At 71.6% G+C, this 11,703-nt stretch carries 11 protein-coding genes; 9 read left to right on the forward strand and 2 right to left on the reverse strand.

What is annotated here, in order from left to right; all coding sequences use genetic code 11:
- A partial coding sequence (locus OQF71_RS11465; protein WP_280587825.1) for a histidine kinase N-terminal 7TM domain-containing protein occupies window positions 1-1,555 on the reverse strand: 1,555 nt, incomplete at its 3' end.
- 140 nt (window positions 1,556-1,695) lie between these two features.
- On the opposite strand from OQF71_RS11465, the gene OQF71_RS11470 reads away from it, so the two are divergent.
- The 8 genes from OQF71_RS11470 (at window position 1,696) to tgtA (ending at window position 9,097) form a co-directional block, all read left to right on the forward strand.
- The gene (locus OQF71_RS11470; protein WP_280587826.1) at window positions 1,696-2,439 is read left to right on the forward strand and encodes a lipoate--protein ligase family protein; all 744 of its coding nucleotides are present in this window, start codon (window positions 1,696-1,698) and stop codon (window positions 2,437-2,439) included.
- A gap of 119 nt (window positions 2,440-2,558) precedes the next feature.
- Window positions 2,559-2,957 carry a 30S ribosomal protein S6e gene (locus OQF71_RS11475; RefSeq protein ID WP_280587827.1) on the forward strand — a complete coding sequence of 133 codons (399 nt, stop codon included), beginning with the start codon at window positions 2,559-2,561 and terminating at the stop codon, window positions 2,955-2,957.
- Between the two features lie 13 nt (window positions 2,958-2,970).
- Entirely contained in the window at window positions 2,971-3,438 is a 468-nt protein-coding gene (locus tag OQF71_RS11480) for a hypothetical protein (RefSeq protein WP_280587829.1), read from the forward strand.
- Window positions 3,439-3,513: 75 nt separating this feature from the next.
- Window positions 3,514-4,599: an Lrp/AsnC family transcriptional regulator gene (locus OQF71_RS11485; protein ID WP_280587830.1), complete on the forward strand. Its 1,086-nt coding sequence runs from the start codon at window positions 3,514-3,516 to the stop codon at window positions 4,597-4,599.
- A gap of 31 nt (window positions 4,600-4,630) precedes the next feature.
- Complete coding sequence (locus OQF71_RS11490) at window positions 4,631-5,344, forward strand: NAD(P)-dependent oxidoreductase (protein ID WP_280587831.1); 714 nt, start codon at window positions 4,631-4,633, stop codon at window positions 5,342-5,344.
- Window positions 5,341-6,681: a glutamyl-tRNA reductase gene (hemA, locus tag OQF71_RS11495; RefSeq protein WP_280587833.1), complete on the forward strand. Its 1,341-nt coding sequence runs from the start codon at window positions 5,341-5,343 to the stop codon at window positions 6,679-6,681. Before OQF71_RS11490 ends, hemA begins: the two co-directional genes overlap by 4 nt.
- A gap of 61 nt (window positions 6,682-6,742) precedes the next feature.
- Entirely contained in the window at window positions 6,743-7,519 is a 777-nt protein-coding gene (locus OQF71_RS11500) for a Nif3-like dinuclear metal center hexameric protein (RefSeq protein WP_280587834.1), read from the forward strand.
- 75 nt (window positions 7,520-7,594) lie between these two features.
- Window positions 7,595-9,097 carry a tRNA guanosine(15) transglycosylase TgtA gene (gene tgtA, locus OQF71_RS11505; RefSeq protein WP_280587835.1) on the forward strand — a complete coding sequence of 501 codons (1,503 nt, stop codon included), beginning with the start codon at window positions 7,595-7,597 and terminating at the stop codon, window positions 9,095-9,097.
- A gap of 45 nt (window positions 9,098-9,142) precedes the next feature.
- On the opposite strand, the gene OQF71_RS11510 is transcribed toward tgtA, so the two are convergent.
- On the reverse strand, window positions 9,143-9,589 hold the full coding sequence (locus OQF71_RS11510; protein ID WP_280587836.1) for a pyridoxamine 5'-phosphate oxidase family protein: 447 nt from the start codon (window positions 9,587-9,589) through the stop codon (window positions 9,143-9,145).
- A gap of 80 nt (window positions 9,590-9,669) precedes the next feature.
- Here OQF71_RS11510 and arcS point away from each other — a divergent pair, with 80 nt between their 5' ends.
- Entirely contained in the window at window positions 9,670-11,472 is a 1,803-nt protein-coding gene (arcS, locus tag OQF71_RS11515) for an archaeosine synthase subunit alpha (protein WP_280587837.1), read from the forward strand.
- Window positions 11,473-11,703: the final 231 nt, after the last annotated feature.

Consider the following 11,703-nt stretch of genomic DNA (forward strand, 5'->3'; position numbering starts at 1 on the left):
CGGAGCTCTGTACAAGCGACAGGCGCTCGGTCACCTCGGAGCGCTGTTCCGGGGGAACGCCGGGACCGTCGTCGGCGACGGCGAGCGCGACGCCGTCCGCGCGACGGTCGATCTCGACGCGCACCGCGACATCGTCGCCGCCGTGCTCGATCGCGTTGCGGAACAGGTTCGAGAGCAGCTGTTCGAGCCGGTCACCGTCGGCGAGGACGGTCGCGTCCGGGCCCCGGACGGAGAGCCTCGCGTCCGCGGTCTCGAGCCGCGACCACACCCGCCGGGCGGTCGCGTCGAGCGACACGCGCTCCACGGAGTCGACCGACCGGCCCGCGGTCGCCAGCGAGAGGAGCCCCTCGATCAGATCGTCCATCCGCTCGTGGGCGTTCGCCGCCCGATCGAGCGCGTCGTCGCTGTCGCCGTCGCCGTGACGCGCGAGCTCGACCGCGGCGGTCGCCGCGGCGAGCGGGTTCCGGAGATCGTGGGAGACGACGCCGGCGAAGTCCTCCAGCCGCTCGTTCTGGCGTTTTAGCTCCGCCTCGCGGCGCTCCAACTCCGTCTGTCGCCGTTCGCGCTCTGTCACGTCGCGGAGCAGGAACACGTGACCGCGGTCCGTCCCGCGGGGGTCCGTTATCGGGTCCTCTTGAACGTCGAACTGCCGCCCGCCGATGGTGATCGGGCGTTCGACGCCCACCTCCAGCCGCGGGAACACCGCCGAGAGCGACGAGCCGACCGCGTCTGGCGGGAGCAGCTCCTCGGCGGCCGGGTTGAGGTCGCGGATCCGGCCGTCGGAGCCCGCCACGATAACCGGGTCCTGTATCACCTCGACGGCGGTGTCGCGGGCGACGACCGCGGCGTCGAGGGTCCCGAGCCAGAACACCGTCCCGTACAGGAAGACGCCGTGGACGACGAGCGCCGACGGGAACCACGCGAGGTTCGCGTAGCTGCCCAGATGTACGACGGTGACGATCCCGCCGAGAAACGGGAACAGCGTCCCGAGCAGGACCACGAACGTCTGGAGCCGGTACCGGTTTCCCGTCCGCTGGTACAGGTCCACGACGACGAGGACGCCGACGACGCAGAGCGCGTAGGCGTACAGCAGGAACCCGATATCGGCGAGACCTAACTCGAAGGAGAGCAGGGTGAACGGCCCCTCGACGACCGCGGCAAGCGACCGCCGGGAGAGGCCGTGCGTGGCGCTCGACCACGCGAGCAGGACCCATGCGAACGGGGGCGTCGCCAGCGCGACGGTCCGGTGTTCCGTCCGCCACTGGTCGTGCCCGGCGAACGCGAGCGTGAACGCCGTCCAGAGACCGGGGACGGCGGCCACGAGCGGCGTGGCGAGGTTGAGCGTGACCGTCATCACCAGCTCGCTCGCGCTCGCGACCCTGACGCCGTACAGAAGCGAAATTCCGCCCCCGCACAGCAGGTAGAGCGCGACCTCGGTCCCGCCCGGCTGATCGCGGTCCCGCCACGCGACCCGGCCGAGCCACAGGCCGATGATCCCGGCCAGCAGGCAGGCTGCGAGGTAGGCTCGCACCGGGAGCGCGCCGAGGTCGCTCATCGATATATCACACAGCCCGAGGGTCGGCAAAACGCTTGTGTCATACGCCGGGGCGGCCGCCGTCCGCGGAGCGCTGGCCACGGGAGGGGAGCCCCCGTTCGGCCGAAACCGGCTTGTCCGCTGCCGTCCTGCAGGTCGGTATGCGCGTGCTCAGGGGGGCCGACGACGATCCCGACGCGGACCGGGAGCGGACGGCGGGGCTGCTCGCGGCCGCGGGAGATGGGACGCCCGGGATCCGCGTGTGGACGCCGCCTCGGCAGGTCGCCTTCGGTCGCCGGGACGCGCGTGCCGACGGGTTTGCGCGGGCCAAACGGATCGCCGCGGACCGCGGATTTCGCCCGATCGAGCGCGACGTCGGTGGACGGGCCGTCGCGTACGCCGGGGACACGCTCGCGTTCGCGCATGCGATCCCGTTGAACGGAGGCGATCCGGCGGGGAGCGATCCGGCAGGGGGCGGCTCGCGCGGGTCGATCGCGGAGCGATACGACCGCGCCGTCGAGACGGTGATCGGGTCGTTCCGCGGACTCGGCGCCGACGTCGCCGCCGGCGAGCCGCCGGCGTCGTTCTGCTCGGGAGACCACTCCGTACGCGTCGCCGGCGGCGGGAAGGTGTCGGGGATCGCCCAGCGCGTCCGCGCGGAGGCGGCGTTGGTCGCCGGCTGCGTCGTCGTCTCGCCCGCCGACGCGCGAGCGGTCGCCGGTGTCAGCGAGGCGGTCTACGACGCGCTCGGCGTGCGGTTCGACCCCGAAACGGTCGGTAGCGTCGCGACCGCCGGCGGACCCGACAATCCGAATCGGATCGCTCGGGCGCTGGAGGACGCATTCGTCGACGGGCCATGGGGGGACGGGTCGCGGCGGGTCGAACGGGTCGGCGCCGACCGATGAACGCGGATCGGTGAGTCGGCTTCGGAGCGGAATCTCTCCGCCGAACCGGGTCCGCGCCCCGATCGGAGCCGGATCGCGGTTTCGACGTGCTTTTTATTCGCGGGGGTCTCGGTTCGCCCATGGCCGAATTCAAAGTCGTCATCGCCGATCCCGAGAGCGGCGAGACGTTCCAGCGAGAGGTCGACGGACAGGACGCCAACCGGTTCCTCGGTCGCGAGATCGGCGACGAGATCGGCGGCGACGCCGTCGGACTCTCCGAGCACACGATCGCGATCACCGGCGGGTCCGACGAGACCGGCCGCCCGATGCGCGAGGACGTCTCGGGCACCCGCCTGAAGGAACTCCTCCTCGAGGGCGGCGTCGGCTTCAAGCCGTCCCGCGAGGGCGAGCGCAAGCGGATCACCGTCCGCGGCCGCGAGATCGACGACGACGTCGCGCAGATCAACGTCTCGGTCGTCGAGGGGGACGACGTCGCCGCCGCGCTCGGCGAGGACGCCGACGACGGCGACGAGGAGTAAGCGCCCCTTTTCGATGCCCCGCGTCCCCTCCGACGACGAGGGCGTCGCCTCGATTCGCGTCTCGCTCGCCCGGAGCGGCGGCACTCGCCGTCCCTGCGTGCGGATCCCCGAGGACGACGAGCTCCACGGCCGCGTCGAGTCCGGGACCTGCGAGTCACTGGCGATGGGCGCCGGCGACGTGACCCGGGTCGTGGTCGACCGCGAGGAGTACTACGCGCCCGTGACGGCCGACAGCTCCGGGCGGCTGATCCGCGGCGCGTTCGACAACCGACGGCTCGCGCGCGAGACCGGCGAGGGCGAGAACCGCCTGACGGAGTGGCTCGACGCGAACGGCCGAGAGCCGGGAGACAGCGTCGTCCTCGATGTCGTCGTGTCCGGAGGGCTGTACGGCCTCCGGATCCCCGGCGAGCGGGTCGTGTACGAGGCGACCCGCGGGCCGTCGTCGTCGCTCGCGGACATCGCGCGCGACCTCGACGGCTGAGATCGCCGCGGGGGAGATGGGGAGGCGCGCCCGCGGGTCGGATCGCTTATTCTCGCTCGGACCCGACCCGGAGGCATGAGAGAGGTCGACGCGGATCTGACGGCGCTCGACCGCGGGATCATCAACGCCTTCCAGGGCGGGTTCCCGGTGACCGAGCGGCCCTTCGAGCCGGCCGCGGCGGCGCTGCGCGAGCACGGCGTCGACGTGACCGGGGCCGAGCTCTGCGAGCGCGTGCGCGAACTCGACGCGGAGGGAATCCTCTCGCGGTTCGGCGCGCTCGTCAACGCCGAGGAGATCGGCGGGGCGGCGTCGCTCGTCGCGATGCACGCGCCGGAGGACCGCTACGAGGAGATCGCGGAGATCGTCAACGAGTTCACCGCGGTGGCGCACAACTACGAGCGCGAGCACCCGCACCTCAACATGTGGTTCGTGGTGAGCGTCGCCGACCACCCGGACCCGGACAAAGACGGGAGCGACCGCGTCGAGGAGGTGCTCGCGGAGATCGAGGCGGCGACGGGACAGGAGACGTACAACCTGCCGAAGCTCCGGGAGTTCCACGTCGGCGCGAGGTTCCTCGTCGACGGCCCCGTCTCCGACGGCGACGTGGACCTGTCCGACCTCGGCCCCGCGGTCACGCCGAGCGAGCGGGGGGCGCTCACGCCCGCCGAGCGCGACCTCGTGGTCGAGATCCAGGGGGGGCTCCCGATCACGGAGACGCCGTACGCCGACGTGGCGGCCGCGATCGACGCCGACGTCGACTGGGTGATCGAGACGATACAGCGGTTCGAGCGGGAGGGGAAGGTGCGCCGCGTCGGCGTCATCCCGAACCACTACGCGCTCGGGTACACGGAGAACGGGATGACGGTCTGGGACGTGCCCGAGGACGCCCTCGACGAGGTCGGGCCGGCGATCGCCGCGCTGGATTTCGTCACCCACTGCTACGAGCGCCCGCGCCACGCGGGCGTCTGGGAGTACAACTTCTTCGCAATGACGCACGGCCGGACGGAGGCCGAGAGCGAGCGCCGCATCGCGGAGGTGAAAGAGCTGATGGACGAGCACTGGGACGTCGGGTCGGCGGACTGGGACACCCTGTTCTCGACGCGGATCTTAAAGAAGACGGGGATCCGAATCGCCGACCGCGCCGACAGCAACACGGCGTGATCAGCCGTACTGCGACCCGGAGGTGGCGGCTGTGATCCCGCTGTACCACGACTTCACGGACGAGTCGGTACTCGTGTTCGGGGGCGGGGCCGTGGGCGCGCGAAAGGCGTCGCGCTTCGCCGACGAGGCCCGCGTCGTCGTCGTGAGCCCGGCGTTCGACGACCGGCTCGTCGACCTCGCGGGGGAAGACGACCGGAACGGGAGGAGCGACCCGGGGGGCGCGAACGGCCCGGCGGTGGAACTGATCCGCTCCGCGCCGGACGCCGCCGCGGTCCAGGGCTGGATCGACCGGCTCGACCCGGCCCTCGTGGTCGCCGCCACCGACGACGCCGCCGTCAACGCCGCGGCCGAGGCCGCCGCGCTCGACGCCGACCTGCTCGTTAACCGGACTGACGTGTCGGCGGCGGGCCAGTCGGGTTCGCGCGACGCCCGGAGCGTCGTCGTGCCGGCGACCGTCGAGGACGATCCGGTCCGGATCGCGCTCTCGACGGGGGGTGCGAGTCCGGCGCTCGCGAAGGCGCTCAGAGAGCGCGTCGAGGCCGAGATCGACGGGGCGGGCGCGATGGCTGAGCTGTCCGGAGAGCTCCGCACGGATCTCAAACAGCGGGGGATCGATCCCGAGACGCGCCGGGCGGCGATCCGTCGCGTCGTGCGATCCGAAGGGGTTTGGAAGGGTTTACAAAAGGGGAGAGCCAACGGTCGACAAGAGGCGTATTCCGTGATCGAGGAGGTACTCAACCGATGAAGAAGACGGGAGCCATCGCCGGCGTGAGCGTCGCCCACGCCCGCGCGACGGTCGACGAGATCGAGTCGGCCGGCGGCGACGGCGTCCGCGCCACCGTCTCGGACCTGCTCGCGCGCGACGGTGTCGAGGAGGCGTTCGCCCTTCAGACGTGCAACCGCTCGGAGGCGTTCGTCGTCACCGACCGGACCGTCGACGGGGCCGACGCCTTGGCGTCGTTCGCCCCCGACATCCGCGGCGGCGCGGTCCGCCGGCTCGACCACGAGGAGAGCTTAGAACATCTGATGCGCGTCGCTTCCGGGCTGGAGTCGCTCGTGCTCGGCGAGGACCAGATCATCGGTCAGCTGCGGGAGGCGTACGAGGAGTCGAAATCCGCGGGCGGCATCGGCCCCGTCCTGAAGGACGCGGTGACGAAGGCGCTCCACGTCGGCGAGCGCGCGCGCAACGAGACATCGATCAACGAGGGAGTCGTCTCGCTCGGCTCTGCCGCGGTCCGGCTGGCCGCGACCGAGATCGACCTCACCGACGGGTCGGCTGTCGTGATCGGCGCCGGCGAGATGGGGACGCTCGCGGCACGGACGCTCGACGACACCGCCGTCTCCGAGATCGTCGTCGCGAATCGGACGGTACCGAACGCCGAGTTCGTCGCCGGCGAGATCGACACGCCCGCCGAGGCCGTGTCGCTCGCCGACTTGCCGGCCGTCGTTCCCGACGCCGACCTCGTGATCACCGCGACCGGAAGCCCGGATCCGGTGATCGATCCGAACCACATCGCGGACGCGGGGCGGCTCGTCTGCATCGACATCGCGCAACCCCGTGACGTCGACCCGGCGGTCGCCGACCGAGACGGACTCACGCTGTACGACATCGACGCGTTAGAGGACGTCACGGAGCAGACCCGTGAGAGCCGCGAGGCGGAGGCGCGCGACGTCGAGGCGATCATCGACGAGGAGCTCGATCGCATCCTGCAGGCGTACAAGCGCAAGCGCGCCGACGACGCCATCTCCGCGATGTACGCGGGCGCCGACCGGGTGAAGGGCCGCGAGGTCGACCGCGCGATCTCGAAGCTGGAGTCGCAAGGCGATCTGACGGAGGAGCAGCGCGAGACCGTCGCAGATATGGCGGACGCCTTGGTCGGCCAGCTGCTCGCGGCGCCCACCAGCTCGCTACGGGACGCCGCCGGCGAGGACGACTGGGAGACGATTCGGACCGCGCTCCGGTTGTTCGACCCCGAGTTCGACGCCCCGCCGGAGAGTCCGGGAAGAGAGTCGGCGGGCGAGGAGGGCGTTCCCGAACTCGACGGCCACCCGGGGTCGATCGCCGAAGAGCTGGACGACTGACCGCGCCCCGTCGTCGGTCCGGTCCGCCGCGTTTTATTCCGATCCGCGTGTAGCCGTCGGTATGCAGCTCTCCGAGTACGCGAGACGTCTCGACGACGAGCTCGACACGGCGGCGTACGCCGACGTCGACGCCAGCGCGAACGGGGTACAGATCGGTCCGGACGACGCCGAGGTCGAGCGCGTCGCCTTCGCCGTCGACGCCGCGCAGGCGACGATCGAGGCCGCCGGCGAGGCGGACGCCGACGTCCTCGTCGTCCACCACGGGATCTCGTGGGGAGGCTTCGACCGCCTCACGGGGTCGACGTACGACCGGGTCGAGGCGCTGATCGAGCGCGACCTCGCCCTGTACGTCTCGCACCTCCCGCTGGACGGTCACGCCGACCTCGGCAACGCGGCCGGCGTCGCGGGCGCAGTCGGGCTCGACGACCGGGAGCCGTTCGGCGGGATCGGACCGGTCACGATCGGGACGATCGGCGGGCTCGACGCGCCGCGGTCCGCCGAGTCGATCCGAGAGGCGCTCGACGACTTCGAGGGGCAGCCGGACGGCGAGGCGTCTCCGACGCGAGTACTCGACTTCGGGCCCGACGAGATCGAGCGCGTCGCCGTCGTCACCGGCTCGGGCGTCGACTGGCTCGACGAGGCGGTCGAGGCGGGCGCCGACGCGCTGATCACGGGCGAGGGGAAGGGGAAGGCGTACCACGAGGCGCGAGAGGCCGGGATCACGGTGTTCCTCGCGGGCCACTACGCGACGGAGACGTTCGGGGTGCGGTCCCTCAAGTCGCTGTCGGCGGAGTGGGGGCTGGAGACCGAGTACGTGAGTCACCCGACGGGGCTGTAGGCCGGACGGCCTGAGCCCGCCGCTCGCGTCGCCCCCGAACGCAACCCTTACCGCCCGCGTCCGCGCAGTCCGGGTATGCGCGATCACTTCGAGGTTCGGGACCACGACGCCGCCGGGCGGATCGGCCGGCTGGAGGTCCCCCGCGCCGGGGTCACGGTCGAGACGCCGGCGCTGCTGCCGGTCGTCAACCCCAACGTGCTCACCGTCGAGCCGTCGCGGCTCCGCGGGGAGTTCGGCGCGGAGATGCTGATCACCAACTCCTACATCATCCGGAGCACGGACCGGATCCGCGACCGCGTGCTGGGCGAGGGGCTCCACGACTTCCTCGGGTTCGACGGCGCGATCATGACCGACTCCGGCTCGTTCCAGCTCGCCGAGTACGGCGACATCGACGTGACCACCGAGGAGATAATCGAGTTCCAGCGGCGGATCGGGAGTGACGTGGCGACGCCCGTCGACGTGCCGACGCCGCCCGACGTCGACCGCGAGCGCGCCGAGCGCGAGCTGGAGACGACGGAGCGGGCCCTCGCGGACGCCGAGGCCGCGGCGACGGGCGAGATGCTCGTCAACGCCCCCGTGCAGGGGTCGACGTTCCCGGATCTCCGGGAGGCCGCGGGGCGACACGCGACGACCACCGACCTCGACGTGTTCCCGGTCGGGGCGATGGTTCCCCTCCTCAACTCCTACCGCTACGCAGAGGTCGTCGAGGCGGTGCGGGCCGCGAAGCGCGGGCTCGACCCGGACGCTCCCGTCCACCTGTTCGGCGCGGGCCACCCGATGATGCTCGCGCTGGCGGTCGCCGCGGGCTGCGACCTGTTCGACTCGGCGGCCTACGCGCTGATGGCGCGCGACGGGCGCTACCTCACGGTGTCCGGGACCGAGCACCTCGAGGAGATGGAGTACTTCCCCTGCTCGTGTCCGGTCTGCGCCGAGCACACTCCGGCGGAGCTCCGGAAGCTGGACGACGATCCCGACGCCGACGCGTCCGCCGGGCAGCTGCTGGCCGAGCACAACCTCCACGTCACCTTCGAGGAGCTCCGCCGCGTGAAGGCCGCGATCCGGTCAGGAACGCTCCTCGACCTGGTCGACCGCCGGGCCCGCGGCCACCCCGCGATGCTCGACGGCTACCGCGCGCTGTTGGACCACGCGAACGAACTGGAGCGCACCGACCCGGTGTCGAAGGACGCGTTCTTCTACACCTCCCACGAGTCGGCCCGGCGCCCGGAGATCCGGCGTCACCGCGACCGCCTCGCGCGACTGGAGGTCCCGGACCGTCTGCTGCTCACGGAGTCGAACGCGCCGTCGACGCACGACTACGACGCGGTGTGGCGCGTGAAACCGCCCTTCGGCCCCTTCCCGCGGGCGCTCTCGGAGACGTATCCGCTCACCGCGGAGGTCCCCGAGCGACTCGACGACGCGGCGCAGGTCGCCGCGGCCGAAGGCGTCGCAGCCCTCGCAGAGGCGAATCCCGAGACGGCGATCACGCTCGGCCACGACGGGTGGCCCGAGACGGCGCTCGACGCCGTCCCCGACCGCGTCGAGACGGAGGACCTGCGGACGCTCGGGCGGTCGGAGTAGCGGCGTTTGCGGGGCCACACCCCGCAGTCCGCGGCGCGCGCGGCGCTACCGGTCAGCCGATCCCATTCGCTCCGAGTAGTCCCACGTGTGGAGTCGTTCGGGCTCGATCCGGATCCGGACCTCCTCGCGATCCGGGCGGAGGAGCCGGTCGCCGGTCGGGTTGTCGACGCCGTCCAGATACCGGTCTAACAGGGAGCGGAGCAGCTCCTTCTCCTCGTCCGGCGACACCGTCGCGCGGCCGCGGCCCCTGACGCCTTTATACGGCGGGTCGTTCGTCGACACCTCGAAGGAGACGTGGTTCTCGTGCGCGAGGAACGCGACGAGGTCGGCGTCGGCGCTCGTCGCGCAGTGGAGGGCGCCGTCCCACGAGAACCACAGCGAGACGATCCACGGGTCGTCCGCGGGAGTGCGACAGCCGAGCCGGACCGGCACGCGCGCGTCGGTCAGGAACTCGTCGACGCGGTCGCGGTCCCACGGGCCGGACGGGTCCATGCGATCCCTTCGGCCGGTTCCGTCCTAACGGTTGCGGCGCGGAACACAAGAGAATTGACCGTCCCCGCGCGAGGGGGAGTATGACCGACCACTTCGAGGTCCACGAGCGCGACGGCGCCGCCCGACTCGGGGAGCTGCGACTCGCCGAGCCGGTGACGACGCCCGCGCTCGCGGACCCGTTCCTCGAGGACGCCGGCAGCCTCTGGGCCGGCGACCGCGAGGTCCCCGATGGCGACGACGCGTCGCTCACGGTCCTGCCGCACCGCTCGTTCCCGGCGGGGACCCGCGAGGAGGTCCGCGAGTCGTTCGCGGTCGACCACCCGGACGTCGACTATCCCTCGGCGGCCGTCGTCGACAGCGAGGGCGCCCGCGACGTCGGCGCCGACGCGTACCTGCTCTCGGACGCGTCCGGGTTCGTCGGCCACGGCGAGGCGTTCCGCGACGCGATCCTCTCGGCGAAGGGGGCGCTGCCGGCCGACACCGCGCTGTTCCTCTCCGGGGTCGCCACGCCGCTGAACGTCGCGCTCCTCGCGTACGCCGGCGTCGACCTCGTGGACGCGACGCTGGCCCGGACGAAGGGGACGCAGGGGAGATACCTCACCGCCGACGCCGAGCACTTCCTCGAGGACCTCGAGGAGCTCCCCTGCGCCTGTCCCGCCTGCGCGACACCCCGCGACGAGTTCACCCGCGCCGACTGCGCCGAGCACAACGTGATCGCGCTCCGCGCGGAGCTCCGTCGCGTCCGAGAGCGCATCCGTGCGGGTCGGCTCCGGGACTACATCGAGGGCCAAACCCGTCACGAGCAGTGGCTCACGGCGGCGTTCCGTGAGTTCGACGACCAGTGGGGGTACCTCGAAGAGCGGACTCCCCTCATGCGCGACGCCGAGGTGACGGCCGCGACCGCGGAGACGCTGGACCGCGTCGAGATCCGGCGATTCGCCGACCGCGTGACGAGCCGGTACCGGAATCGGTTCACCGACCAGCCGCTCGTCTTCGTGCCCTGTTCGGCCACCAAGCCGTACAGCGACTCCCAGAGCCACGGCCAGTTCCACGACGCGATCCAGTGGCGCGGCCACACCGTCTCGATGACCTCACCGATCGGCGTGGTCCCCCAAGAGCTGGAGACGACCTACCCGGCCCAGCACTACGACGCGGTCGTCACCGGCGACTGGAGCGAGGACGAGATCGGGTTCGTCGCCGAGGTGCTCCGCCGGTACCTGAAGCGGAACGACTACTCGCGGGTGATCGCGCACGTCCCCGAGGGCGGCTACCGCGAGATCTGCGAGCGCGTCGAGCGCGACCCCGCGGTCGACGTGCCCTTCGAGTACACCTGCGTCGGTCACCCGACGAGCGACGAGTCGCTCGGGGAGCTGAACGCGACCCTGCAGGGAGAGCCCGCCTACAGCAAGCGCGAGCGCGAGCACAACACGGTCCGGGCGCTCGCCGACTACCTGCTCGGCGACGGCGCCGGCGACGACCTGTTCGGCGGGCCGGGCGAGGCCGAAATCAAGACCACCGGTCGCTACCCCAAGCTCCAAGTGTGGGGCGACGACCCCGACGCCGGGCGCGAGGGCGAGCCGGGCGAACAGCTCGCGACGATGGTGCCGCAGTACGGCACACTATCTTTCACCCTCGCCGGCGCGCGCCACTGGGTCGAGAGCGACGCCCCGGCCAAGCGAGTCCAGATCGACCCGTTCGTCCCGCACGGCTCCGTCTTGGCGCCCGGCGTTGTCGACGCGGACGACGACATCCGCGTCGGCGACGAGGTCGTCATCGAGGGGCCGAAGGCGTTCGCGGTCGGCCGCGCCGAGATGTCCGGCCCGGAGATGGTCGACTCGACGCGCGGCGTCGCCAGCGAGGTCCGGCACGTGGACGAGAAGTAGTAAACTGCGGTGAGTGTCACTATTGACATCCTCCTCCGCGTGAACGCGGAGGAATCCCGAGCGGTGGGAGTTTCAGGTTCACAACCATGACTCCGCCACTTTGCGGGACCCCGTCTAACCCTGTCATCGTGGTCGGTGGCTGACTGGCGGTGCCAAACCGCCGGTACTCCTATCCTCGGCGTTGGTGACTCCCACCTGTTGTTTTTGCCAGCAGGGAGTCGCTGACACGTC

The organism is Halorubrum sp. Boch-26 (assembly GCF_029889805.1).
Taxonomy (GTDB): Archaea; Halobacteriota; Halobacteria; order Halobacteriales; family Haloferacaceae; genus Halorubrum.